This window comes from Edaphosphingomonas fennica, from assembly GCF_003034225.1.
Lineage (GTDB): Bacteria > Pseudomonadota > Alphaproteobacteria > Sphingomonadales > Sphingomonadaceae > Sphingomonas_E > Sphingomonas_E fennica.
The window spans coordinates 145033-170528 of the sequence record NZ_PHHF01000042.1 but is presented as its reverse complement, the minus strand read 5'-3'; the positions used below and the strand labels follow the sequence as shown (position 1 = coordinate 170528).

Below are 25496 nucleotides of genomic sequence, written 5' to 3'. Positions count from 1 at the left end.
TGACCGCCGCGCCGATGTCTTCCTCGGCAGCATCCACCTCGCCGCCGCCATCACATGGTGGTTATGAGTCCCGGCCCTAGCAGCGAAGTTTCAAACCAGTCGCGCCGGGATCAGCCCACGCAGCGAATTGCCGATGAAGAAGCCGCCGGCCAGGTCGGCGGGCGCGACGTCCCCCTCCTCGGCGCGGCCCTCGGCGATCAGCACCTCGCGGAGGATGCCGGGCAGCAGCCCGCGCTCCAGCGGCGGCGTCACCAGCCGGCCGCCGCGCGCCACGAACAGGCTGGTGAAGCTGCCCTCGGTCAGCCGGCCTTCGGGATCGGTGAACAGCACCTCGAAAGTGCCGGCGGCGCGGCGCGCATCATCATGCGCGGCGCGATCGCTGGTCTTGTGCCGCAGGCGGAAATCGCCCGGCGCCACCGGCAGCGGCGCCATGGCCACGTTCGCCACGGCGGGATTGGCGGGCAGCGGCCGCACCTCCACCGCCAGCGCCCCGCTCGGCGAAAGCATCAGGCGCACGCGGCGCGGATCGCGCAACCGGAAGGTCGCGGCCTGCAATTCGTTGCGGGCGACGTGGCGGTCGAACGGGAAATCCAGCGCATCGGCCGATGCCTTCATGCGGGCGAGGTGGCGTTCCAGCTCCACCAGCCCGCCGGCGGCGTCGAACCGCATCGTCTCGATCAGATCGAACGGGCGCATAGCCGCCGTCACGAACGCGCCCTTGGCCAGGCACTCGCGCCATTCGCCCGCCGCGGTCGAATCGGCGACCACCGCCGATCCCAGCCCCAGTTCCGCAACCCTGCTCCCCTGTTCCATCGCCAGCGTGCGAATCGCGACGTTGAACGCCGCATCGCCCGCCGGATCGAGCCAGCCGATCGACCCCGTATAGGGGCCGCGGGCGTCGGCCTCCACCCCGGCGATGATTTCCATCGCGCGGATCTTGGGGGCGCCCGTCACCGATCCGCAAGGGAATATCGCCGCCAATACGTCCACCGCGTCGCGCCCCGGCGCCAGCCGCGCGGCGACGGTGGAGGTGAGGGTGTGGATGGTCGGGTATGTTTCCACGGTGAACAGAGCGGGCACCGCCACGCTGCCGGCCTCCGCCACGCGGGCGAGATCGTTGCGCAGCAGATCGACGATCATCAGATTCTCGGCGCGTTCCTTGGCATCGGCGGCCAGCGACCCGGCCAGCGCCGCATCGCGGGCGGGATCGGCATCGCGCCGCGCGGTTCCCTTCATCGGCCGGGCGGTGAGGCGCCCTTCCTCCAGCGTGAAGAACAGCTCCGGCGAGCAGGAGAGCAGCCAGTGCCGGCCGGTGAAGACCACCCCGCCCCAGCCGCCCCGGCTGGCGCTGCGCATCGCGGCGTAGAGCGCAAGCGGATCGCCGGCCATTGGGACGTCGGCCCGGAAGCTGAGATTCGCCTGATAGATGTCGCCCGCCGCAATATAGCCCGCCACCCGATCGAAGGCGGCGGCATAGGCCGCAAAGGCGATGCGCGGGCGCGGGGCCCCCGCCCATGCCCCCGCCGGATCGCCCAGCATCGCGGCGAGCGCATCCGCATCGGGCCGGGAAAATCCCTCGAACAGCCCGAACCACAGAAGCGGCGCGCCGCCCTGGGCCACCGGCAGCCGATCGAGCCGCCCTTCCAGCGCCAGCCCGGCCTCGTAACCGATATAGCCCGCCGCATGCAGGCCCCGCGCGGCAGCCGCGCGCAGCGCCGCCAGCGCGGGCGCCACCTCATCCAGCCGCGACGCCGAAACCACCTCGATGGGCCGCACGTAGAGCCGCGCGCCGCCGCCGTCCGTGCGGGCGTCGTCCAGGAGGATGAAGGGCTGGTCGCTGTCGATCGTCACGCCGCCTGTTGCCGCGCCGGAAGCCCTTTCGTAAACCCCCGTCGATGACTGAGACCGTCCCCCCGCTCCGCGCGGCCATCGTGCCCGTCACTCCGCTCCAGCAGAATTGCACGCTGATCTGGTGCACCCGGACGATGCGCGGCGCCTTCATCGATGCCGGCGGCGATCTGCCCCGGCTGAAGGCGGCGGCGGAGAAAGCGGGCGTCACCGTGGAAAAGCTGCTCGTCACCCACGGCCATATCGATCATTGCGGTGGCACCGGCATCCTCGCCCGGGAGCTTGGCGTGCCGATCGAAGGCCCGCACGAGGACGACCGCTTCTGGATCGCGCGGCTGGCCGACGACGGCCGCAATTACGGGATCGAGGGCCAGCCGTTCGAGCCCGATCGCTGGCTTGGCGACGGCGACACGGTGACGGTGGGCGATCTGGTGCTGGACGTGATCCACTGCCCCGGCCACACGCCCGGCCATGTCGTGTTCCACCACGCGCCCTCGCGGCTGGCCATCGTCGGCGACGTGCTGTTCCAGGGATCGATCGGCCGGACCGACTTTCCGATGGGCAACCATGCCGACCTGATCGACGCGATCACCCGCAAGCTCTGGCCGCTGGGGGCGGAAACCGCCTTCGTCTGCGGCCATGGCCCGATGTCCACCTTCGGCCACGAACGGCAGACCAACCCGTTCGTCGCCGATCAGGTGCTGGCGCGGGGATAAGCCCGCCGCGCCGATCCGAATCAGCCGGCCACCATGTCCGCCGTCACCGGCGTCGGCATGCCGAGATAGGCGATCACCAGCGCCCAGCCGGCAAGGCCGATCAGCACCAGCCATGTGACGAGGATGCCGATGATCCGCCCCTTGGCGGGCTTATCCACGCTGTCCATCCCGAAGGCGTGGAGGATGCGCCCCACCACGAAGGCCGCCGCCAGAATCGACAGCCAGAGCTGCGATCCGCGCGCCAGCTCGATCAGGCCGACCAGGATCAGGAAGAAGGGCGTATATTCCGTATAGTTGGCATGCGCGCGCATTCGGGCGAGAAGCAGCGGATTGCCGCCGTCGCCGGTCAGCACCTTGGCGCTGGTGCGGATCTGGCTCACCCGGAAGCCCAGCCAGAGGTTGATGATCGTCGCCGCCGCGGCGAAGGTCAGCGTGATCGGCAGGATCGTCATGCGGCTGTTCCCCCTCCATTTTTGTCAATGAACTGGTTCGCACGGCGCACGGCAGCTTGCAACATGGACCGAAATCGCTATAGGGCACCCGTTCGCGACGAGCCTGGCCGCTTGGTCCTCCACCCCGACGGGTGCGGGTCCGCTGGCGGCGAAACTCGTCGCTTATTCTTTTTTGCACAGATGGAACAGGTGCCGAGATGGCCGTCCCTAAGAGAAAAACTTCGCCGTCGCGGCGTAACATGCGCCGCAGCCACGATGCGCTTTCGGTCGAATCCTTTCAGGAATGCCCGAACTGCGGCGAGCTGAAGCGCCCGCACAACCTGTGCAACGCGTGCGGCCACTATAATGGTCGCGAGATCGTTTCGGTCGAAGCCTGAACCGGTCGGCCGGTCTTTCTGGCGATAGCGAATCGGGGCGCCTGGCGCCGCGATTTGGATCGCCGGTCCGGCCTGTTCCAGCGGTTGAGACCTTGATGGGATCGACGGTGGCGATTCGCGCCCGTCGGATCGGGGTCTGAGGAGAAGAGGGGTCATGGCAGGAACGCCGCGAATCGCCATCGATGCGATGGGCGGCGACGGCGGCCCCGCGATCATGCTGGAAGGCGCGGCGCTGGCCGCCGCGCGCGATCCATCGCTCAGCTTCATCCTGTTCGGCGACGAAAGCGTCGTCGGGCCCGAACTCGCGCGCCATCCCGCCCTCGCCGGACGGGCGGAAATCGCCCACGCGCCCGAGGCGATCAGCGGCGAGGACAAGCCCAGCCAGGCGATCCGCCGCGCCAAGACCACGTCGATGGGCCTCGCCATCGCGGCGGTGAAGCAGCATCAGGCCGAAGCCGCCGTCTCCGCCGGCAATACCGGCGCGCTGATGGCGATGGCCAAGCTCGCGCTGCGCACCATGAAGGGCATCGACCGCCCCGCGCTCGCCGCCCTGTTGCCGACGCTGGGCGACAATGATCTGGTGATGCTGGATCTCGGCGCCAACACCGAATGCGATGCCCGCAACCTCGTGGAATTCGCGGTCATGGGCGCGGCCTATTCGCGCTGCGCCCTGGGCATCGAACGGCCGCGCGTCAGCCTGCTGAACATCGGCACCGAGGAACTGAAGGGCACGGACGAGCTGCGCGATGCCGCCGCCCGCCTGCGCGCCGAGGATCATCTGCATCTGAGCTTCGAAGGCTTCATCGAGGCCGACCGGCTCGGCCGCGGCGAAACCGATGTCGTGGTGACGGACGGCTTTTCCGGCAATATCGCGCTGAAGACGATGGAGGGCACCGCCCGCTTCGTCGCCGATCTGCTGCGCCGCGCCTTCACCAGCTCCGTCCGCTCGAAGATCGGCTTCCTGATCTCGCGGCCGGCCACGGAATTGCTGCGCCACCGTCTCGATCCCAACAATCATAATGGCGCGGTCTTCCTCGGCCTCAACGGCGTGGTGGTGAAAAGCCACGGCGGGGCCAATGCACAAGGTGTGGCGAATGCGATCGGCGTGGCGGCAAGTCTGGTGAAGAACGATCTGGGACGGCGCATCGCCGAGGATCTCGATCAGGTCCGCGCGCACGAGGTGAAGGCATGAGCCGCCGGGCCGTGATCGCGGGTAGCGGATCGGCGCTGCCGGCCCGCCGAATCTCCAACGCGGAACTGGCCGAGACCGTCGATACGTCGGACGAGTGGATCGTCGAGCGCACCGGCATCCGCTTCCGCCACGTCGCCGGCGAGGGCGAGACCACCGCCACGCTGGCCACCGATGCCGCGCGCCGCGCGCTCGAGGCCGCCGGCATGGCCGCCGCCGATATCGACCTGATCGTGCTCGCCACCGCAACGCCGGACCAGACCTTCCCGGCCACCGCCACCAAGGTGCAGGCAGCGCTCGGCATCGACGATTGCGTCGCCTTCGACGTGCAGGCGGTCTGCTCGGGCTTCCTCTATGCCTTGTCGGTGGCGGACAGCATGATCCGCGCGGGCGGCGCCACCAACGCGCTCGTCATCGGCGCGGAAACCTTCAGCCGCATCCTCGATTGGGAGGATCGCACCACCTGCGTGCTGTTCGGCGACGGCGCCGGCGCCATCGTGCTACGGGCCGAGGAAGGCGGCGACGCCGGCGTCCTCTCCGTCGCGCTGCATGCCGACGGCCGGCACAACCAGCTTCTTTATGTCGATGGCGGCCCTTCGACCACGCAGACGGTGGGCAAGCTGCGCATGAAGGGGCCGGAAGTGTTCAAGCATGCGGTGGTCAATCTCGCCGCGGTGCTGGGCGAAACGCTGGCCAAGGCCGGCCTCAGCGTGGCGGACGTGGATTGGGTAGTGCCGCACCAGGCCAACCGCCGCATCCTCGATGCCACCGCCCGCAAGCTCCATCTCGCGCCGGAAAAGGTGATCGTCACCGTCGACCAGCACGCCAACACCTCGGCCGCGTCGGTTCCGCTCGCCTTCGATACGGCGGTGCGCGACGGACGCATCAAGCGCGGCGACCTGCTGGTGTTCGAGGCGATGGGCGGCGGCTTCACCTGGGGGGCGGCGGCGATCCGCTACTGAAAGCCGATGTCCTCATCGGCCTGAACTGGCACACGGGCTGCGGAATCAACCCTTTGCGTCGCGTTCCTTGCGGCGTATGGTCATTCTCCCACGGACTTGACGAAGGGGACGTTGATGACCGAGGCAGGCACCCTGACCAGAGCGGACCTGGCCGAAGCTGTTCACCGCAATATCGGCCTTTCCAGGGCCGAATCGGCGGGAATGGTTGAACAGATACTGGACCATATGAGCAAGGCGCTGGAGCGCGGCGAGAATGTGAAGATCTCCGGATTCGGCAGCTTCGTGCTGCGCGACAAGGGGGAACGCATGGGCCGCAATCCGAAGACGGGGGTGGAAGTGCCGATCGCGCCCCGCCGCGTGCTCACCTTCCGCGCCAGCCAGATGATGCGCGATCGCATCGTCAAGGCGGGCTGAGCGGATAAACCTGGCCGGTCGCGTGGAATCGGGTCGCACAGACAAGGCCGATTCCGCCTTCCGCACGATCGGCGAGGTCGCCCAGGACCTGGGCATCGCGCAGCATGTGCTGCGTTATTGGGAAACGCGCTTTCCGCAGCTTCGCCCGCTGCAGCGCGCCGGCAACCGCCGTTATTATCGCCCTGCCGATATCGCGCTCGTCCGCCGCATCGATGCGCTGCTCAACCGCGAGGGCTATACCATCAAGGGCGTGCAGCAATTGCTTGCAGCATCGGCCACGGCGCCCGCCGATTCCGCACCGGCGCCCGCGCCCAACGATGACGATCTGATCGCCGCGCTCGAATCGGTGCGGGACGAACTGCGCGCCGCTCTCGCCGCCGACTGAGCCCCACCGCGCCGGCAAGCCAGCGGCGGATTCCAGAGCCGATCGGCATTTGCCCCGCGACGCCCAAGGGCCTGAAACGGGGGTGGCGATTCGCTCGCGCAGCCGTCCCCTCCGTCCGCCTCAGGGCAGGGCCATCCAGTCGCTCTCGCCGCCGCCGATGGGCATGCCCGGCGGCACGCGCGATACCTTGGACTGGGCGGCGGCGAGCTTGTCCAGCGCGCTGCGATCCTGCAGCAACCGGCCCGTGCTGCGGCTCCAGGCCGCATCGGCCGTGGCGCCCGAAACCTTCGCCAGCCGCGTCGCGATGCCGGCCAGCCGATCCTCGATCAGCGCCGCGACGCCGGGATCGCTATCCCCGTCGCGCGCCGTGGCCGCCAGCGTCAGCAGGGTGCGCCAGGCGACGCGGCGGCCGAGCTCGCCGGGCCGGTTGTCGATCACCGCCGCCGTCAGCCTGTCGATCAGGCCGGCCACGCCCGGCCCGTCCTGCCGCGCCACCCGCGTCAGCCGCTCGGGTGCCAGCAGCGCGTTCAGCGTCACCGTCGCGGCGGCATCGGCAGCGGCCAGCGGATCGAAGATCGGCCCGCCGGCATTGGCGAACACCTCGATATCGAACTGGCGATCGTCATTGCCTTCCTTGCCGGCCGACATCAGCGGCAGCAGGCCGGCGGGCACCGTCAACGCCTCGGGCGAAAGCGTGGCGATCAGCGCATCGATCGCCGCCGCCTGCGCATCGGCCGGCACGGGCCGCGCCACCTCATGCCCGTCGCCGCGCACGGCATAAGCGAAGTCCACGCCGCCGATCAGCTTGGCGGCCGCCTCCACCTGATAGCGATGCAGCAGCCAGATCGGCACGAACTTGCGGCGCAGGTTGCTCACCGGTTCGCCGGGATGGAGCGCCGCCAGCCCGAAATGGCCGATCGCGGCGCGGCGCACCGCCATCATGCGATTCAGCTCCGCCACCGGATCGGCGCCGTCGTCCCACAGGCTCGCCCAGCGGTGGCTGGTGTCCACGGCGCGCGCATCGCCGTCGCTGGCGAAGCGGAGGCCCGCCGCCTGCATCGCCGCCGCCTTGGCCGCCGCCGCGCGATCGGCATCCTCGCCGGGCGCCGGCGCGCCATAAAGCCAGTCGACCGCGAACAGGTCCCACCGGCCCACGCCCACGCCATAGGCATCGGAAAGGTCGGGCACGCCATCCTTCAGGCCGATGCGCGGCGCCGGATAATCCATCACCGATGCGCGATCCTGCGTGCTGGCCGCGAAATTGTGGACGAGGCCCAGCGCATGCCCCACCTCGTGCGCGGCGAGCTGCCGCAGCCGGGCGAGCGCGACCTGCGCCGGATCATCGGGCCCGCCCGATCCCACCTTGTCGGCCCCCACCAGCCCTTCGAAGATCAGCATGTCCTGCCGCACGCGCAGCGAGCCCAGCAGCACCGATCCCTTGACGATCTCGCCCGTGCGCGGATCGGCGATCACCTGGCCGTAGGACCATCCCCGCGTCGCCCGGTTCACCCAGTTGACGACATTGTAGCGCACGTCGAGCGGATCGGCGCCCTCGGGCAATATCTCGGCGCGGAACGCATCCTCATAGCCCGCCGCCTCGAACGCCTTCGCCCACCAGGCGACGCCGTCGCGCAGCGCGCTGCGGATCGGCTCCGGCGCGGAGCGATCGATGTAGAAGACGATCGGCTTCCTCACCTTCGATCGCGGCGCAGCCGGGTCCAGCTTCTCCAGCCGGAAGCGGTTGGCGAGATCGTAGACGATCGGGCTGCCCAGCGGCACGGCATAATCCACCGCCTGGCTGGCGAAGCCGCCCGCGCGAGGATCGAACCGGCGCGGCTGGTAGCCGGCATCCGGCAGGCGGATAAGCGAATGGCGGACGACGAGGCTGATCTGGCGCGGATCGGGGGCGATGTTGGCGATCTCCTCCCCCGGCGTTTCGGAGGCATAGGTCTGCCGCGCCTCCAGTTCGATATTGTCGGGAAACACCTTCACCGCCGCCGGATCGGCCGCGCTCAGCGCATCGATCAGCTTGAAGCCCGGCGCCCCGCCCCGCTTCAGCGCATCGGCGATGCCGATCACGTCGCGCGTGAGGAAGCCCGATATGTCGACAAGCAGGCGGCCGCCGACCTCGGTGCCGGCGACATCGCCCATCCAGATCGTGCTGTAGGCGAAGCTGTCCCGCGCCGCCGCCTGCTCGGGCGCGGGCGCCCCGGTCGCCCGGAAACGGGGATTTTCGAACTCCACGGCGATCTTGCCGCCGATCCGGCGGAAGACGAGGATCTGGGTCGGCCCGTTGAGCGCCTTGTCGAGCCCGATCGGCGCGGAGCCCACGCCGGTGCGGAGCGCGGTGGCATAGAGGAAGCGGCCCGCTATCCCGTCCGCATCCGGCGCCGGCAGCGACAGCAGGATACGGCCGCGATCGCGATCGACATGCACGGGCAGCAGCCCTTCCGCCCGCACCGTGCCTTCGAGCGCCTTTTGCGGCGCGGCGGGCGCGGCATGGACGGCCGGCGCCACAAGCGCGGCCAGCGCGGTTCCGATCAGGAAGTTGCGGATCATATGCCCCCTCGCCCTCGATTTCCCTCACTCGTCGCTACCGGTGGCGGGAGGCGGCGACAAGCCCTTCGCGGAATGAGGAAAATAAAGGGATCAGGCGATGGCGCGCAGGCTGCCGCGCAGCGCATCGGCATCGCCCGCCTGCACCTCGATCGCGGCATGGGTGCGTTCCCAGATCGGCACGGCGGCCGCGAGCAGAGTGCGGCCCGCCTCGGTCAACGCCAGCCGCCGGCTGCGCCGGTCGTCCGGGTCGACCGCCACCGTCACCAATCCGCGCCGTTCCAGCGGCTTCAACGCGGCGGTCAGCGTCGTCCGGTCCATCGCCAGCAGCTCCGCTACCGCCTTCATCGTCGGCGGAAACGGCCGGTTGAGGGACATCATCAGCGAGAATTGCCCGCTGGTCAGCCCCACGGGGCGCAGGGCCTCGTCGAACCGGCGGGCCAGCGCCCGCGCCGCCCGCTGCACATGCAGGCAGAGGCAGGAATCGCGCACGAGCAGCGTGGTTTCAAAAGGAACGGCGACCGCTTTTGACATGATCGATATATGTTGATATCAACCTAAAAAGTCAAGCGAGACTCGGGGAAAACGGGACGTCGCCGGGGCGCGGCCGCCCCTCCGCAAGGCCCAGGAGAGTGACGATGCAGACCCAGTCCACCACCCATCACGCCGTCGCCAGCCGCGAGGAATGGCTGGAGGCGCGCAAGGCCCTCCTCGCGCAGGAAAAGGCCTATACCCGCGAGCGGGATCGCCTGACGGCCAAGCGCCTGGCGCTGCCCTGGGTGCGGATCGACAAGGATTACATGTTCGATACGCCCGCCGGCCGCCGATCGCTGGCCGATCTGTTCGACGGGCGCAGCCAGCTCGTCATCTATCATTTCATGCTGCCGCCCGAATGGGAGGCCGGCTGTCCGGGCTGTTCCTTCCTTGCCGATCATCTCGGCGGCACGCTCGCCCATCTCAACCATCATGACGTCACCGTCACGGCCGTATCCCGCGCGCCGCTGGACCGGATCGAGGCCTATCGCCGCCGCATGGGCTGGCATTTCCCCTGGGCATCCTCCCACGATTCCGATTTCAACCGCGATTTCGGCGTGACCTTCACGGCTGAGGACGTCGCCGCCGGCACCGCCATCTATAATTACGAGCCCACCTCCGCGACCGGCGAGATGCCCGGCCTCAGCGCCTTCCACAAGGACGAGGCGGGCCAGATCTTCCACACCTATTCCACTTACGGGCGCGGGCTGGAGGAGGTGCTGGGCACCTACATGATCCTCGATCGCGCGCCGTTCGGCCGCAACGAGGAAAGCACGATGGACTGGCTGCGCCGGCATGACGAATATGAGGATGCGGCCCCGGCAAGCTGCTGCGGCAGCGCATCCTCCCAGGCCGCCGCCTGATCCTTGCCCCGGAAGATGGAGATCGCGCGATGAACCCCCATCATGGCCGCTTCGCCTGGTATGAGCTGCTGACCGACGCGCCCGCCGCCGCGCGGGATTTCTATGCGAAGGTCGTCGGCTGGCAGGTGCAGGATTCGGGCATGCCCGGCGTCGATTACGGCCTGTTCACGGTGAACGGGGTCCCCATCGGCGGATCGATGGCCATTGCCGACGGCATGGGCGCGGACGGCAAGCCCGGCTGGATCGGCTATGTCGCGGTCGAGGACGTCGATGCGTCGGCCGCCGATTTCGCGGCCAATGGCGGCAAGCTGCATATGGGACCGCACGACATACCCGGCGTCGGCCGCTTCGCGATCGTTTCCGATCCGCAGGGCGCCACCATCGCCCTCATCACCGAACCCGTGGACGCCACCGCCGCCCGGCTGAAGCCGATGGAACCCGGCCACGGTTCCTGGCACGAGCTGCTATCCCCCGATCCCGCCGCCGCGCTCGATTTCTATGCCGGCCGCTTCGGCTGGCGGAAGGGCGACGCGATCGACATGGGGCCGATGGGCACCTACCAGCTCTATGGCCCCGGCGACCAGATCATCGGCGGCATGATGCGCCGCCCGGACGGCTTCGACGGCCCGGCCTGGTGCTATTATTTCGATGTCGATGCGATCGACGCCGCGGTCGACCGGGTGAAGGCGGCAGGCGGCACCGTGGTCAACGGGCCGATGGAGGTGCCGGGCGGCGCCTGGATCATCCAGGCGACCGATCCCCAGGGCGCGATGTTCGCGCTGGTCGCGCCGAAGCGCTGAAAACCGCCAGGAAAAAAGGGGCGGGCCGATGGCCGCCCCTTTCCAGTCGGGCCGGCGGGCCGGGGAAGGACATCCCCTCCCCCGGCCCGCCCGTGCCGATCAGAACTTCGTCCGCACCGTCACGCCATAGGTGCGCGGTTCCGCCAGGAAGGCGTTGAACAGCTGGGTGGAAGGCGTGCCGAAGGCGGCGGTCTGCCCGGTGGTGCCGCTGCCCTGACCGGGGGAATCGAAGGCCACCTGCATGTAGTTGGTGTTGAACAGGTTCTGGCCCCAGAATTCGATGCCCCACTGGCCGTCGCCGCCCGTCAGGCCGACGCGGGCATTGACCACCATCACGCCCTGCTGCCGCTTTTCGATATCGAGGTCCGAGCCGGTGTTGATCCCGCTCTGATAGCGATAGTCGGCATAGACCAGGCCCTTCAGCCCGTTCCATCCGATATCGGGCGTCCAGGTCGCCGATCCGGTCAGGGTATAGAGCGAGGAGTTGGACAGCCGCGATCCGGGAAGCTGGAAGAAGGCGGCGTTCAGCGGCTTGCCGTCCGCACCCACCAGATTCTTGCGATATTTGGTGTCGGCGTAGGTGAAGCCCTGCATCACCATGAAGTTGGGCGAAAGCGTCATATAGGCTTCCGCCTCGACGCCCTTGCTGACCACGCCGCCCTTGGTCTTGCCGGGGCAGGCGCCATTGGTGCTGTCATTATCGGTCGGCGCGCCGCCCAGGTCCGACTTGCAGGCGTTGATGCTCTCGACCACGAAGTTCACGCCGTTGAAAGTGTTGAGCTGGAAGTTGTCGAACACCTGGTAGAAAGCGGAAAGATTGAGGTCGAAGCCGCGCCCGTTGAACTTGGCGCCGATTTCGGTGGCGTGCACGCCTTCGGGCTTGAAGGTGAGCTGCTGCAGGTTGGGCGCGCGCGCATTGCCGGCGCCGATCGCGCCGGTGCCGTTCACCAGCGTCGATCCGTCCGTGTAGGCGATCCGGCCCGCGCGATCGAGGCTGTTGCGATCGAGATTGAAGCCGCCGGCCTTATAGCCCTTCGAATAGCTGGCATAGAGCAGCAGCTCCTCGATCGGCTTGTAGCTCAGCACGGCCGTATAGGTGAATTCGTCCTCCTTCTTCTTCGCATTGTCCTGCGCGAAGGCGCCGCCGGGCACCGACGGTATCAGGCAGGCGAGCTGCTGGAGCGCGGAGAAGGGCGACACGCTGATCGCCGGGCAGATATCGTTGTCGATATCCTGGAAGCTGGCATCCAGCGTCTTGCGTTCGTTGGTGTAGCGGCCGCCCAGCGTGACGCTGATCTGGTCGGTCACCTCGAACACATTATGGGTGAAGAAGGCGAAGTTGCGGCTGTTCTGCTTGTAATGATCGCGGCTGCCGACATTGCTGAGCGAGGCGCCCGGCATGCCCAGCGCGGCCGCCAGCGCATTATATCCGCCCACCGGCACGCCCGGCGCCAGCCCGCTCAGCAGGCCCACGAGCTGGCGGATATTCGCCGGCACGCCGGGATTGCTGGCGATCGCCCCGCCCACGGCGGGGTTGAAGCAGTTCGTGCCCTGCAGCGACAGCAGGCTCGGCGCGCCGAGCTGCGCGCCCAGGTTCGCCGCCAGCAGGCAGTTGGCGAAGTCCTGGAAGTCCGAACCCAACGTCAGATTGTCGTTCAAGGTCAGGTCTTCATTGGCGAAATAGCCGCCGACCAGCCAGTCCAGCTTGCCGTCGAAGGCCTTGCCCTGCACCCGCAATTCCTGCGTGAAGGTCTTGAAGCGCTGGTTGGCGCTGCCGTCGTCCTGGCGGTGCAGCAGATCGAGATTGTTGAAATCCGCGTCCTGGCCGCGCTTCCACCGCCAGTTGCGATAGGCGGTGATCGAGGTGATCTGCGCCTCGCCCAGATCGTAATTCACCTCGCCCGAAAGGCCCCAGTCGCGCACGTCGCCGCGATAGGACTGGCCCGGCGTGATGGCAACGCGGCGGGCATAGGGATCCTGCGGGACGGTAGCGCCCAGGCCGCGCAGGATGCCCGCCACGGTGGACGGGCCGAAGACGAGGCTGCCGTCCGCCGCGCGCGTCACGTTGCGCGCCGGCAGATAGGGCGCCGCGCAGCATTCCTCGTTACGATCGGAATAGTCGCCGATGATCCGCACCGAAAGCTCGTCGGTGGGTTCGTAGAGCAACTGGCCGCGCGCCAGCCAGCGATCGCGATTGTTGATGTCGCGGCCGGAAATCAGATCCTTGATGAAGCCGTCGCGCTTGGCATAGACGCCGTCCAGCCGGAAGGCGAGCGTATCGGTGATCGGCCCGGTCAGGCCGAGCTGGGCGCGCCAATAATCGTAATTGCCGTAGGTAAGCTCGGCGGTGCCCTCATGCTCGAACTTGGGCTTGGCGGTGATGACGGAGATCAGGCCGGCGGAAGCGTTGCGGCCGAACAGCGTGCCCTGCGGGCCGCGCAGCACCTCGATCCGGTCGATCGCGCCAAGCTCCGTCAGGCCCACGCCCGATCGGTTGCGGTAGACGCCGTCGATGAAGGTCGCGACCGAGCTTTCCAGGCCCGGATTGTCGCCCACCGTGCCGACGCCGCGGATGCGCGCCACGCCCGCGCCCGCTTCGGACGAGGTGGAGGAAACGAGCAGCGAGGGCGATACCTGGTTGAGCTGGCGGATATCCGACGCGCCCGAATTCTGCAGCGTATCCGCCGTGATCGCCGAAACTGCGATCGGCACGTCCGACAGCGCCTGGCTGCGCCGCGTCGCCGTGACGATAATGTCTCCCTGCTGCACGATCGCCGCGTCCCGCGCGGCGGTTTCGGCCTGGTCCTGGGCCAGAGCGGGTGCCGCGAACCCCACAAAAGCGGATGAGAGCAGCCAAAGCGCCTTGTTCATCATCACTCCCCCAATTTTTCTGATTGCCGTATACGTAAGCTCACAACTTCCCGGCGGCCAAGTGCAATCCGTGCATCGGGATAGGAAAAAGCGGGGACTTGCGACGTTTCTGCAACAGACCAGACTAAATAGATTTCAATCTGATACTTAATTTCTCCACCTTCCCTTACGGAATGCTTGGCTTTGACAAAGGAGTGGGAAAATGGGTGTGCTTGGCATAGGCGGCCTTTTCTTTCGCGCCGCCGATCCGCAAGCCTTGACGGCCTGGTATCGCGATCATCTCGGCGTCGGGGCGGGGTGCGGCCCGGCGGGCGACAGCCCGGACGACTGGGCATGGCGGGTCGCCGCCGGCCCGGTCGTCTTCCAGCCCTTCGCCGCCGACACCGATTATTTCGCGGCCGATCATCAATGGATGCTGAACCTCAGGGTCGAAGGGCTCGACGCGCTCCTCCAACGCCTCCGCGCCGCCGGCATCGCCATCATCACCCGCGACGATTGGGATACGCCCGAAACCGGCCGCTTCGCCCGCATCCGCGACCCGGAAGGCAATCCGATCGAATTGTGGGAACCGCCCGCCGGGGCCTGACAGGGCAGGACGAGGGCGCTAGGACGGCGTTCATGACCGAGCCCGCCGCCGAACCCGCGATCGTCCCCGATTCCGAACAGCGCGCGATCGTCGCGGCGCTGCCGTCGCGCGCGCGCGATCTCGTCCAGCTCGGCCGCTTCGATCGCCCGATCGGCGCGTGGCTGCTCTTCTGGCCCGGCGCCTGGGCGATCGCGCTGGCCGGCGCGCCGTGGCGCTGGGATCTGTTGCTGCTGTTCGCCGCGGGCGCCATCGTCATGCGCGGCGCGGGCTGCGTCTATAACGACATCGTCGACCGCGATCTGGACCGCAAGGTCGAACGCACGCGCAGCCGCCCGCTCGCCTCGGGGCGGATACCGCTGAAGCTGGCCTGGGGCTTCCTGATCGCGCTCTGCCTCGCCGGCCTCGGCATCAACCTGATGCTGAACCCCACGGCGCAGATCATCGCGATCGCCAGCCTCGCGCTCGTCGCCGCCTATCCCTTCATGAAGCGCATCACCTGGTGGCCGCAGGCCTGGCTGGGCCTCGTCTTCTCCTGGGCGGCGCTGGTCGGCTGGGCGGCGGTGGCCGGCCGGATCGATCCCCCCGCCCTCCTCCTCTATGCCGGCGCGGTCTGCTGGGTGATCGGCTACGACACCATCTACGCGCTCCAGGATATCGAGGACGATGCGCTGGCGGGCGTGAAATCCTCCGCCCGCGCGCTCGGCCGCCATGCCCGCCCCGGCGTCGCCGGCCTCTACGCCGTGGCGCTGCTCTTCTGGGCGGCGGCGCTCTGGTCGATCCGCCCGCAGCCGCTCGCGCTGGCCGCCCTGATCCCGATGGCGCTCCACCTCGGCTGGCAGATCGCGGCGCTGCGCACGGCGGACGTGGCGGACGCGCTTGCCAAGTTCCGCTCGAACCGCTTCGCCGGCCTGCTGATGTTCCTGGCCTGCGGCGTGGTGGGCGCGGCCTGATAGGCCTTCCCGCCATTTTGGGCGTGACCTTGGCCCGCGCCCAACCTAAGTCCGGCGGATGCTTACCATCACCCAAGCCGAAGACCGCGTCTCCACCCTGATCGCCGCCGCCCGCAAGGCCGGCGCGGATGCGGCCGACGCGCTCTACGTCTGCGATGCCTCGACCCAGGTTTCCGTGCGGCTCGGCCAGCTCGAGGATGTCGAGCGATCGGAAGGCGAGGATATCGGCCTGCGGGTGTTCGTCGGCCGCCGATCGGCCAGCGTCTCCTCCTCCGATCTCTCCGCCGACGCGCTGGCCGCGCTGGTCGAGCGCGCGGTGGCGATGGCGCGCGAGGCGCCCGAAGACCCCTGGGCCGGCCTTGCCCCCGCCGATCGGCTGCTGACCGGCGCCGCACCCGATCTGGAGGCCGACGACGGCGCCGATCCCGCCCCCGCCGCGCTGCGCGAGCGCGCGCTGGCGGCCGAGGATGCCGCGCGGGCCATCGCCGGCGTCACCAACAGCGAGGGCGCCAGCGCATCCGCCGGCCGATCGGTGATCGCGCTCGCCACCAGCCACGGCTTCGCGCGCGGCTATTCGACGACGGGCTACAGCTCGTCCGCCAGCGTGATCGCGGGCGAGGGTCTCGGCATGCAGCGCGATTATGCCTATCACAGCACGCGCCACTTCGCCGATCTGGAGGCCGCCGACGCGATCGGCCGCCGCGCCGGCGAGCGCGCGGTGGCGCGGCTCAACCCCGGCCGGCTCGCCAGCGGCGCGATGCCGGTATTGTTCGATCCGCGCGCGGGCGCCAGCCTGCTCGGCCATTTCGCGGGCGCCATCACCGGGGCGGCGGTGGCGCGGCGGACGAGCTTCCTGCTCGACAAGATGGGCGAGGCCGTGTTCGCGCCGGGCATCGTCGTCCGCGACGATCCGCACCGCGTTCGCGGCCTGCGCTCCAAGCCCTTTGACGGCGAGGGCCTGCCCACCGCGCCGGCGGATCTGATCGCCGACGGCGTGCTGACGGGCTGGCTGCTCGATTCCGCTTCCGCCCGCCAGCTCGGCCTGGCGCCGACCGGCCATGCGGTGCGCGGCATCGGCGGCGCGCCGGGGGCGGGCGCCACCAACCTCCATCTGGCGGCCGGCGCGCTTTCGCCCGCCGATCTGATGGGCGACGTGAAGCTGGGCCTCTACGTCACCGAGCTGATCGGCCAGGGGGTGAACCCGGTGACGGGGGATTACAGCCGGGGCGCATCCGGCTTCGTGATCCGTGACGGCCGGCTTGCCGAGCCGGTGGCGGAAATCACCATCGCCGGCAATTTGATCGATATGTTCCGCCGCCTCACCCCGGCGAGCGACCTGGAATTTCGGCGCGGCGTGGACGTGCCGACGATCCGCGTGGAAGGGATGACCATTGCCGGCGCTTGACGCCCTCCTAGAAAAAGTAAGCGCCATCGCATCGGCGGCCGGCCGCCTCGCCCTGCGCCGCCAGCAGGGCGAATATCGCCGCTGGGAGAAGGAACCGGGCCATCCGGTGTGCGAGGTCGACATCGAGCTGGACGGCCTGCTGCGCCAGCAACTGAGCGAGCTGGACCCGGAAGCGGGCTGGCTTTCCGAAGAAACTGCCGACAGCGCGGAACGCCTGCTGGGCGTGCGCACCTGGGTGGTCGATCCAATCGACGGGACGCGCGATTTCCTGCGCGGGCGGCCGGGCTGGTCGGTATCGATCGCGCTGGTCGAGGGCGGCCGCCCGCTGATCGGCGTGCTGGACGCGCCCGCGCGCGGCGAACATTGGCGGGCGCAGACGGGCGGCGGCGCCACCCGCAACGGCGCCCCCATCCATGTCAGCGGCCGCACGCAATTCCCCGGCGCGCGCGTGCCGGCGGATTCGCTGCCCAAGGTGGATTCCGATCTGGTGGCGGTGGCCAAGCCCAATTCGATCGCGCTCAGGATCGCGATGGTCGCGGCCGGCGAGGCGGACCTGCTCGCCACGCTGCGCTGGGGGCATGAATGGGATATCGCCGCCGCCGCCCTGATCGCGCAGGAAGCCGGCGCTACGGTGACGGACGCGCTCGGCCGGCCGCTCCGCTACAATTCCACCAAGGGCGAGGCCTTCGGCGTGCTGGCAGCGACGCCCGGCATCCACGCCGCCGCGATCGATCGGCTGGCGAGCCGCGCCGCTTCCGCCGTGGTGCGATAAGCGGCTCAGGCCGGCCGGAACGCCCCGGTATCGTCGATCGCCGCATGTTCGGCGACGCGGGCCAGCAGCCAATCGCGGAACGCCCGGATCTTGGGCGTGTTGCGCTTATATTCCGGATAAACCAGCCAGAAGGCCCCACCGCCGAAGACGACGTCGTCGAACGGGCGCACCAGCCGGCCGGCAGCGATATCCGCGTGCCACAATGCCGGGGCGAGGATGGCGAAGCCCTGGCCGGCGACGGCGGCGGCGCCTTCGATGGCCTGGGAATCGAGCCGGATCGACGGGCGGTGCGGCGCCTCCGCCACATCGATCCCCTTGGCGGCGAACCAGTCGATCCACCACACATCCTCGGGGCTGAGGCGCGGCTGGCGCAGCAGATCGGCCGGGGTGAGCGGCGTGCCGTCCGCCGGCAGCAGCGCAGGGCTGCACACCGGCGCGAAATGGACGCGGAACAGGAAATGGCGGACGAGGCCCGGCCATTCGCCGTCGCCGCTGCGGATCGCGCAGTCGAACTCCTCGCGGGCGAAATCGATGATCCGGTTGTCGGTATCCAGCGCGACGGCGATATCCGGCTGGGCGATCTGGAACCCGCCGAGCCGGGGGGCGAGCCACAGCGCCGCGAAGCTGTGGACCGCGCTGATCCGCAGCACCCCGCCCAGATCCTCGCTGGCATTGGCGAAGGCCGCCACAAGCTGATCGAACGCGCCGGTGACGACGGGCGAAAGCCGCCGGCCGACATCGGTGAGCACCACCTGCCGCGCCTTGCGCAGGAACAGCCGCGCGCCCAGCCGCTCCTCCAGCAGGCGGATCTGGTAGCTGACGGCCGCCTGCGTCATCCCCAGCTCGTCGGCCGCGCGGGTGAAGCTTTCGTGGCGGGCCGCCGCCTCGAAGGCGCGGACGGCGGCGAGCGGCGGGAGCGATATGCGCGACAAGCCCAAGGCCTCCTTATGGATTCATGCCGAATATCGCGTTGTTCCCTTGGTCTGTCGAGACCAGACTGGCCTCCGACCAGACACAGGAAACAGGCCATGAGAGACGAATTTCTGGGTGCCGCATGGGCCGACAATCATCGTTTATGGGCCGAAACCATCGCCGACGCGCTGCGCTGGGCCGCCAATCTGCCAGTGCCCGGCCGGGCGGGCGATCCGGCCATCCAGACCAGGCAGGAGGCGCGCCTGCATAAGGCCCGCTGAAGGACCGATGCCATGACGAACAGCGGCGACAGCTTCATCCTGCGGCGATGGGCCGGCCGCATCCGCACCGAGGATGCGGCGACCTACACCGCCTATATCGCGCGCACCGGGGCGATGGATTATGCGGCCACGCCCGGCAATATCGGCTTCCAGCTCGTCACCCGCGACCTGGGCGACGGCACGACCGAGGTGACGACGCTGAGCTGGTGGCGATCGATGGAGGCCGTCCGCCTCTTTGCCGGCGAGGACGTGTCGCGCCCGCGTTATTATCCCGAGGACGATCATTTCCTGATCGCGCGGCCCGACCATGTCGAGCATCATCTCGTCCGGGCATCGCAGCTGCAATGGCCGGGGCCGGCCTGAAAAAAAGGCCGGACCGCCACCGAGGCGATCCGGCCCGAACAGGCGCCCTGCCGGGGATCAGCCGGCGAAGGCGGCGTCGATCTCCTTGCCGCGCGCGGCCTTCAGCGCGCCGCAGCTCCGCACCTTCTCGATCGTGCGGTCGAGCGTCAGCGCGCCGCGGCCGAAGGCGGCGACCTGCGGCTTGAGCGCCGCTTCCAGCACGCCCGCCTGCTCGACCGAGCAGACCGCCGACGGAATCGACAGCATCGAATTGACGCTGGTGAGGTTGGTTTCCCGCGCCAGCTTCTCGAAATTGGCGGTGAGATAATCGACGCCGATCGGCTGGGTGGGGAGCGTGGCGGTGATGCCGTTGACGATGCTTACCTTCTCGCTGGAGCGCAGGCGCTGGTCGCCCATCTTGCCGATCAGCCAGTTGGCCACTTCCGGCCGGCCGGACGCGGCGATCGCGATCACGGCGCGGCCACGGAAATAGGCGTCGGTCGATCCCATGGCGCGTTCGAACAGCGATTCCGCCACCGGCGCGCCGCCATCTTCCACCTGCACCCTGAGCGCCGTGCCGAGGAAGGCCGGATCGAGCGCATCGGCATTGCCGCCCAGATAGGCGGTGGCGGCGGCGGCGAGCTTGGCGCGGGTGGCGGGATCATGCGCATCGCGCGTCACCAGCGTGACGAGATCGGTGCGCAGCTTCTGCACGTCCGGGCTGTCCTTGGCGTGCGCGCCGCGCGCCGGATCGAAGCCGATCGCCGCCAGCTTGGGCAGGTAGGTGGCCAGCAGCGTGCGGTGCAGCCCGTCACGCCCCTTGCCGCTCACCACCCCGCGACGATCCAGCTCGGCCAGCCGCGAACCGCCGCTGACGGCCGCGTTGGAATCGGGGTTGGCGACGAAGGCCTTCGCCGCTTCCACCAGGCGGGCGGGCGCGGCATGGCCGGCGCGGAAGCTGGCCCACAGGCTATCGATCGCGGCCAGCGCCTCGCCCGAGGGCAGGCGCGGCGCGGCGGCGATCAGCGCGGACCAGTCCGCATCGCCCAGATCGAAGCGGTAATAGCCGTTGCCGCCGGCATTGGGCACCAGCGGCCCGGCGCCCTTGATCGTCATCCGCCCCTGCGGCTGATCGATCAGGGTGCAGCCCTTCTCGCCGCCATTGTCGACGCAGAAGGGGATCGTCCAGGTCGTCGCCGGCACCTCGCCCGCGCCGATCGCGGCATAGCGCTTCTGCGACAGCGCCAGATCATTGCCCGCGCGGCGGACATCGACCACCGGCACGCCCTGCTGGTCGACGAAGCCCTTCATGCTGGTGACGATGCGCGGATCGCCCGCGGCCTCCGCCAGCGATCCGAAGAAATCGTCGGCGGTGGCATTGCCGCGCGCATGGCGGGACAGGTGAAGCTGGACGCCCTTCTGGAAGGTGTCGCGGCCCATATAGCTTTCGACCATGGCGACCACCTGGCCGCCCTTGCCATAGGTGATGGCGTCGAAGGCGCTGTCGATCTCGCCGCTGTCCTCGATCGGCTCGCGGATCGGGCGGCCGACCTTGAGCGCGTCGATATCCATGGCGGACAGCGCCTCGTCGATCGCGCCGACGCCGATGTTCAGCTCCGGCCGCCACTCGTCGGCGATGCGGTAGCCGATCCAGTTGGCGAAGCTTTCGTTCAGCCAGATATCGTCCCACCAGGCGGGGGTGACGAGATCGCCGAACCACTGGTGGCCCAGCTCATGCGCCACGACCATGCCGAAATTCTGCTTCTGCCGGGTGGGCGAGGCATCGTCCAGGATCAGCAGCGTATCGTCATAGACGACAGCGCCCGCATTCTCCATCGCGCCGCCCATCACCGGCGAGGCGATCTGATCCAGCTTGGGGAAGGGGAAGGCCGATCCGAAATAATTTTCCAGAAGCTGCACGATGCGCGGCGTTTCCCGCAGCGCATAGGCCATCTTGTCCTTCTGGCCCTTGGTGGCGACGATGCGCAGCGGCAGCGGCGTGGGGCGCTGCGGGGTCGCCGGCACGGTGCCTTCCACCACATCGAACGGGCCGACGGCGAAGGCGACCAGATAGGTCGGCAGCTTCTCCGTCACCGAATAGGTGTGGCGCACCATGCCGCCGGCCTTGGCGGTGCCGGTCTCCGCGCCGTTGCTGATGGCGACATCGTCGGCCGGCGTCGTCAGCGTGACGGTGAAGGGGGTCTTGAAGCCGGGCTCGTCGAAGCTCGGGAAGGCGGCGCGGGCATCGATCGATTCGAACTGCGTCCAGGCATAATAACGATCGCCCACCTTGATGCGGTAGAGCCCGGCCGCGCCGTCGCCAAAGGCGGCGTCATAATCGAAGGCCAGCGTGGCCTTGCCCGCCGGCAGCGGCCTGGCGAAATCGAGGCGGACGACGCCGAGCTGGTGGACCTGCGTATAGGTGGCGGCGATGGTGCTGCCGCCCGCCTTGGCCCAGGCCTTCGATACCTTGAGGTCGCGACCGTGGAGGAAGAGCGTGCGGGTGGCCGCCTTCACCTCCACGTCGATCTCGGTATGGCCGGAAAAGCGCGGCTTTTCGGGATCGACGGCCAGGTCCAGCCGATAGGCCACCGGCGTCGCCGTATCCGGCAGGCGGCCGGTGGGGACATTCTGGGCCTGAGCGGCCGCCGGGATCAGCAGGGCGGAGACACCAAAGAGCAAGTTGCGCATGGAAGCAGGCTTTCCGATCGTGAGGATGACCGGATGTAGCCCCGACCCGTGTGCCACTGCAATAAGGCACTATGACGGTGCGAGGGGAGGTGGACGGACATCCGCCTCCCCTTTCGCGGATCAGGCCCTGAGCGTCGCGCCGATCTTCGTGGCGGCGGCCACCACCCTGGCGGCGATCGCCTGCAGATCGGCGTCGGTGAAGCTCTTCTCGCCCGGCTGGAGCGTCACTTCGATCGCCAGCGATTTCTGGCCCTCGGGCACGCCGGCGCCGGTGAAGACGTCGAACAGGCGGGCGTCGACGATGGCCGCCTTGTCCGCGCCCTTCACCGCGCGCACCAGATCGTCCGCCGCGCGATCGGCGGGGACGAGGAAGGCGAAATCGCGCGTCACCGGCTGCAAGGCCGGCGGGGCGAAGGCGGTGCGCATATGGCCGCTCGCCCGCTTGGCGGGGATCGCATCCAGATAGACCTCGCCCGCGATCAGCGTGCCTTCGACATCGAAGGCGCGCGCCGTGCCGGGGTGAAGCTCGCCGAATTCGGCCAGCACCGTCTTGGGGCCGAGGCGCAGCGTGGCCGAGCGGCCGGGATGATAGACGGGCGACACCGCCTCCATCACCTGCAGCCGATCGACCGGCGCGCCGGCGGCCGCCAGGATCGCCAGCGCCTCCGCCTTCGCATCATAGGCGTCGAAGGCCTGCGCGCGGCCGGCCTGCCAGCTGCGCGGGGCGCGATCGCCCGCCAGCACGAAGCCCAGCGTCGGGCGCTCGGCATCCGCCAGATAGCGGCGGCCGATCTCGAACAGGCGGATCGAAGCCGCGCCGCGATCGGCGTTGCGCTTGGCCGCCGCGATCAGGCCGGGCAGCAGCGACGGCCGCATCACCTTCAGCTCCTCGCTGATCGGGTTGGCGAGCGTCCAGGCGCCGCCGCCGAACACGCCGGCCTCGGCCTCGGACACGAAGCTCCACGTCACCGCCTCGTTGAGGCCGCGCGCAGCCGCCGCGCGGCGCACCTTGCGCTCGACGAGCTGGGCGGGCGTCGCGGTCGGCCGGGCCACGCCGTCGACGCGCGGCAGCGGGGTGGAGGGCACCTTGTCGATGCCTTCGATGCGGACGATCTCCTCGACGATATCGGCCGGGCCGTCCACGTCGCGCCGCCAGCTCGGGATCAGCACCGTCCAGCCGGCATCGACCTTGAAGCCCAGCGCCGCCAGGATCGCGCGCTGGCGATCGGGCGAGACGGCGAGGCCGGCCAGCCGCTCGGTAAGCCCGGTATCGAACTTCAGCGTGCGCAGCGCCAGCGGCGGCTCCCCCGCCTCCACCGCGTCGGATGCCTCGCCGCCGCACAGATCCTGCACCAGCCGGGTGGCGATGGCGAGGCCGTCGCCCAGGAAGGCGGGATCGACGCCGCGTTCGAAACGGCTGCGCGCATCGCTGGTCAGCCCCAATTTCTGCCCGGTCCGCGCGATATTTTCCGGCGTGAAGTAAGCGCATTCGATCAGCACGTCGGTGGTCGCTTCGGTCACGCCCGAATGCTCGCCGCCCATGATGCCGCCGATGTCGTGGACCTGCGCATCGTCGGCGATCACGGTGATCTCCGGGTCCAGCGCATAGCTCTTGCCGTTCAGCGCCAGCACGCTTTCGCCCGCCTTCGCCCGCCGCGCGACCAGCGCGCCCTTCAGCGTTGCGACGTCATAGACGTGGAGCGGCCGGCCATGATCGAACATCACATAATTGGTGATGTCGACCAGCGCGGAGATCGGCCGCTGGCCGATCGCCTTCAGCCGGTTGGCCAGCCATTCCGGCGACGGGCCGTTCTTCACGCCGCGCACGACGCGGCCGAAGAAGGCCGGGCAGCCTTCGGGATCGTCGGTGCGGATTTCGACCGGGCAGGGGAAGGCGCCGCGGATCGTGGGGATATCGAGCGGCTTCAGCTCGCCCAGCCCCGCCGCCGCCAGATCGCGGGCGATGCCGCGCACGCCCATGCAATCCTGCCGGTTGGGGGTGATGGCGACGTCGATCACCGGATCGGTGAGGCCGGCCCATTCGGCATAGCTTGCGCCCACCGGCGCGTCGGCCGGCAGCTCGATGATCCCCTCATGCGCGTCCGACAGCTCCAGCTCGCGCATCGAGCACATCATGCCGCGCGATTCGACGCCGCGGATGGCGGCGATCTTCAAGGTGACGTCGAGGCCGGGCACATAGGTGCCGGGCGCACCGAACACGCCGACCAGCCCGGCCCGCGCATTGGGCGCGCCGCAGACGACCTGCAGCGGCTCGCCCTCGCCGGTATCGACCGAAAGCACCTGCAGCTTGTCCGCCTGCGGATGGCGCTCCGCCGTCAGCACGCGGGCGATGCGGAAGGCGCCGAGCCTGGCGGCCGGATCCTCCACCCCTTCGACCTCGAGGCCGACCTGGGTGAGCGCGACCAGTATCTCGTCTAGGCCCGCCTGCGTATCGAGATGGTCCTTGAGCCAGGAAAGCGTGAACTTCATGCGCCGACTCCAGCGGAAAGGGTGGGGACGTCGAGCGCGGCGAAGCCATAATGCCTCAGCCAGCGCAGATCGCCGTCGAAGAAGGCGCGCAGATCGTCCATGCCATATTTGAGCATCGCCAGACGATCGATGCCGCAGCCGAAGGCGAAGCCCTGCCACTCATCGGGATCGAGCCCGCAGGCGGCGATGACGCGCGGATGGACCATGCCGGAGCCGAGGATCTCCATCCAGCCGTCCGGCTCCGCCCCGCCGACGACGCGGCGGCCGTCGACCAGCGTGTAGCCCACGTCCACCTCGGCCGAAGGCTCGGTGAAGGGAAAATAGCTGGGGCGCAGGCGCAGCACGATATCGTCGCGCTCGAAATAGGCCTTCACGAAGGTTTCGAGCGTCCACTTCAGATGGCCGAGCGTGATGCCGCGATCGATCACCAGCCCTTCGACCTGATGGAACATCGGCGTATGGGTGGCATCCGAATCCGAACGATAGGTGCGGCCGGGCGCGATGATGCGGATCGGCGGCTCCTGCGAGGTCATCGTCCGGATCTGGACGGGCGAGGTGTGGGTGCGCAGCAGCATCTTCTTCCCGTCCTTCTCGTCCGGGAAATAGAAGGTGTCGTGCATGGCGCGCGCCGGATGGGTTTCCGGGATGTTGAGCGCGGTGAAATTATGCCAGTCGTCCTCGATCTCCGGCCCGGTCGCCACCGCGAAGCCGAGATCGGCGAAGATTTCCGCCAGCTCGTCCATCACCTGCGCGACGGGATGGACCGAACCCTGCGGCGCGGATGCGGCCGGCAGCGTCAGGTCGATCGTTTCGGTGGCGAGGCGGGCCTCCAGCGCGGCGCCTTCCAGCGCGGCCTTGCGGGCGGCGATCGCGTCGGCCACCTCGGTGCGCAGCCCCTGGATCAGCGGCGCCTGCACCTGCCGCTCCTCCGGGCTCATGCCGCCCAGCGTCTTCATCAGTGCCGCGATCTCGCTCGCCTTGCCCAGCGCGGTCACACGCACCGCCTCGATGGCTTCGAGGCTGTCGGCGGCTTCGGTGATCGAAAGCAGCTTCGATCGGATCAGATTCAGATCGGTCATGTCTACCCCGTCATCCCCGCG

Annotated in this window: 23 protein-coding genes; 14 read left to right on the top strand and 9 right to left on the bottom strand. The window is 69.0% G+C overall.

Annotation, left to right across the window (positions count from 1 at the left end; translation table 11 throughout):
* Positions 1-90: 90 nt before the first annotated feature.
* Entirely contained in the window at positions 91-1851 is a 1761-nt protein-coding gene (pabB, locus tag CV103_RS10170) for an aminodeoxychorismate synthase component I (RefSeq protein WP_107394835.1), read from the bottom strand.
* A 44-nt stretch (positions 1852-1895) separates the two neighbouring features.
* Between pabB and CV103_RS10165 the strand changes: the two genes are divergently transcribed.
* Positions 1896-2564, top strand: a complete 669-nt coding sequence (locus tag CV103_RS10165) for an MBL fold metallo-hydrolase (RefSeq protein WP_107394834.1) — start codon at positions 1896-1898, stop codon at positions 2562-2564.
* Positions 2565-2584: 20 nt separating this feature from the next.
* Here the strand turns inward: CV103_RS10165 and CV103_RS10160 are convergent, their stop codons facing one another.
* Positions 2585-3016, bottom strand: a complete 432-nt coding sequence (locus CV103_RS10160; RefSeq protein ID WP_015459094.1) for an MAPEG family protein — start codon at positions 3014-3016, stop codon at positions 2585-2587.
* A gap of 197 nt (positions 3017-3213) precedes the next feature.
* Between CV103_RS10160 and rpmF the strand changes: the two genes are divergently transcribed.
* The 5 genes from rpmF to CV103_RS10135 all read left to right on the top strand — a co-directional run bounded on the left by rpmF (position 3214) and on the right by CV103_RS10135 (position 6343).
* On the top strand, positions 3214-3393 hold the full coding sequence (rpmF, locus tag CV103_RS10155; RefSeq protein WP_015459093.1) for a 50S ribosomal protein L32: 180 nt from the start codon (positions 3214-3216) through the stop codon (positions 3391-3393).
* A 154-nt stretch (positions 3394-3547) separates the two neighbouring features.
* Positions 3548-4585 (top strand): phosphate acyltransferase PlsX, encoded by a 1038-nt coding sequence (plsX, locus tag CV103_RS10150; RefSeq protein WP_015459092.1) that lies wholly within the window; start codon positions 3548-3550, stop codon positions 4583-4585.
* On the top strand, positions 4582-5544 hold the full coding sequence (locus CV103_RS10145) for a beta-ketoacyl-ACP synthase III (RefSeq protein WP_107394833.1): 963 nt from the start codon (positions 4582-4584) through the stop codon (positions 5542-5544). Before plsX ends, CV103_RS10145 begins: the two co-directional genes overlap by 4 nt.
* Positions 5545-5658: 114 nt before the next feature.
* Positions 5659-5958, top strand: a complete 300-nt coding sequence (locus CV103_RS10140; RefSeq protein ID WP_015459090.1) for an integration host factor subunit alpha — start codon at positions 5659-5661, stop codon at positions 5956-5958.
* A 22-nt stretch (positions 5959-5980) separates the two neighbouring features.
* The gene (locus tag CV103_RS10135; RefSeq protein WP_015459089.1) at positions 5981-6343 is read left to right on the top strand and encodes a MerR family transcriptional regulator; all 363 of its coding nucleotides are present in this window, start codon (positions 5981-5983) and stop codon (positions 6341-6343) included.
* A gap of 120 nt (positions 6344-6463) precedes the next feature.
* On the opposite strand, the gene CV103_RS10130 is transcribed toward CV103_RS10135, so the two are convergent.
* Positions 6464-8902, bottom strand: coding sequence for a zinc-dependent metalloprotease (locus tag CV103_RS10130; RefSeq protein WP_107394832.1), 2439 nt, complete (start codon positions 8900-8902; stop codon positions 6464-6466).
* Positions 8903-8992: 90 nt separating this feature from the next.
* Positions 8993-9433 (bottom strand): MarR family winged helix-turn-helix transcriptional regulator, encoded by a 441-nt coding sequence (locus CV103_RS10125; RefSeq protein WP_107394831.1) that lies wholly within the window; start codon positions 9431-9433, stop codon positions 8993-8995.
* Positions 9434-9537: 104 nt separating this feature from the next.
* On the opposite strand from CV103_RS10125, the gene CV103_RS10120 reads away from it, so the two are divergent.
* Together CV103_RS10120 and CV103_RS10115 are read left to right on the top strand one after the other, a co-directional pair.
* On the top strand, positions 9538-10296 hold the full coding sequence (locus tag CV103_RS10120) for a DUF899 domain-containing protein (RefSeq protein ID WP_107394830.1): 759 nt from the start codon (positions 9538-9540) through the stop codon (positions 10294-10296).
* Between the two features lie 29 nt (positions 10297-10325).
* A complete protein-coding gene (locus CV103_RS10115) occupies positions 10326-11096 on the top strand; it encodes a VOC family protein (protein ID WP_107394829.1) in 771 nt (256 codons plus the stop codon).
* 99 nt (positions 11097-11195) lie between these two features.
* Here CV103_RS10115 and CV103_RS10110 read toward each other — a convergent pair whose 3' ends face one another.
* Positions 11196-13967, bottom strand: coding sequence for a TonB-dependent receptor (locus tag CV103_RS10110; protein ID WP_170112607.1), 2772 nt, complete (start codon positions 13965-13967; stop codon positions 11196-11198).
* 202 nt (positions 13968-14169) lie between these two features.
* On the opposite strand from CV103_RS10110, the gene CV103_RS10105 reads away from it, so the two are divergent.
* From CV103_RS10105 to CV103_RS10090, 4 genes are read left to right on the top strand one after another with little or no spacing between them, the layout of a single operon-like run.
* The gene (locus tag CV103_RS10105; RefSeq protein ID WP_107394827.1) at positions 14170-14553 is read left to right on the top strand and encodes a VOC family protein; all 384 of its coding nucleotides are present in this window, start codon (positions 14170-14172) and stop codon (positions 14551-14553) included.
* 32 nt (positions 14554-14585) lie between these two features.
* Positions 14586-15503: a 4-hydroxybenzoate octaprenyltransferase gene (ubiA, locus tag CV103_RS10100; protein WP_107394844.1), complete on the top strand. Its 918-nt coding sequence runs from the start codon at positions 14586-14588 to the stop codon at positions 15501-15503.
* Between the two features lie 58 nt (positions 15504-15561).
* On the top strand, positions 15562-16908 hold the full coding sequence (locus CV103_RS10095) for a TldD/PmbA family protein (RefSeq protein ID WP_107394826.1): 1347 nt from the start codon (positions 15562-15564) through the stop codon (positions 16906-16908).
* Positions 16895-17680, top strand: coding sequence for a 3'(2'),5'-bisphosphate nucleotidase CysQ (locus CV103_RS10090; RefSeq protein ID WP_070932045.1), 786 nt, complete (start codon positions 16895-16897; stop codon positions 17678-17680). The genes CV103_RS10095 and CV103_RS10090 overlap by 14 nt, the downstream gene beginning before the upstream one ends.
* A 5-nt stretch (positions 17681-17685) precedes the next feature.
* Here the strand turns inward: CV103_RS10090 and gcvA are convergent, their stop codons facing one another.
* A complete protein-coding gene (gene gcvA, locus CV103_RS10085) occupies positions 17686-18612 on the bottom strand; it encodes a transcriptional regulator GcvA (protein WP_107394825.1) in 927 nt (308 codons plus the stop codon).
* A 96-nt stretch (positions 18613-18708) separates the two neighbouring features.
* Between gcvA and CV103_RS22415 the strand changes: the two genes are divergently transcribed.
* The gene (locus CV103_RS22415) at positions 18709-18873 is read left to right on the top strand and encodes a hypothetical protein (RefSeq protein ID WP_015459078.1); all 165 of its coding nucleotides are present in this window, start codon (positions 18709-18711) and stop codon (positions 18871-18873) included.
* 12 nt (positions 18874-18885) lie between these two features.
* Positions 18886-19236 (top strand): hypothetical protein, encoded by a 351-nt coding sequence (locus tag CV103_RS10080; protein WP_015459077.1) that lies wholly within the window; start codon positions 18886-18888, stop codon positions 19234-19236.
* A gap of 57 nt (positions 19237-19293) precedes the next feature.
* Here CV103_RS10080 and CV103_RS10075 read toward each other — a convergent pair whose 3' ends face one another.
* The 3 genes from CV103_RS10075 to pheS form a co-directional block, all read right to left on the bottom strand.
* Positions 19294-21906 carry a M1 family metallopeptidase gene (locus tag CV103_RS10075; protein WP_107394824.1) on the bottom strand — a complete coding sequence of 871 codons (2613 nt, stop codon included), beginning with the start codon at positions 21904-21906 and terminating at the stop codon, positions 19294-19296.
* A gap of 120 nt (positions 21907-22026) precedes the next feature.
* Positions 22027-24396, bottom strand: coding sequence for a phenylalanine--tRNA ligase subunit beta (pheT, locus tag CV103_RS10070; RefSeq protein ID WP_107394823.1), 2370 nt, complete (start codon positions 24394-24396; stop codon positions 22027-22029).
* Positions 24393-25475 (bottom strand): phenylalanine--tRNA ligase subunit alpha, encoded by a 1083-nt coding sequence (pheS, locus tag CV103_RS10065; protein WP_015459074.1) that lies wholly within the window; start codon positions 25473-25475, stop codon positions 24393-24395. Before pheS ends, pheT begins: the two co-directional genes overlap by 4 nt.
* Positions 25476-25496: the final 21 nt, after the last annotated feature.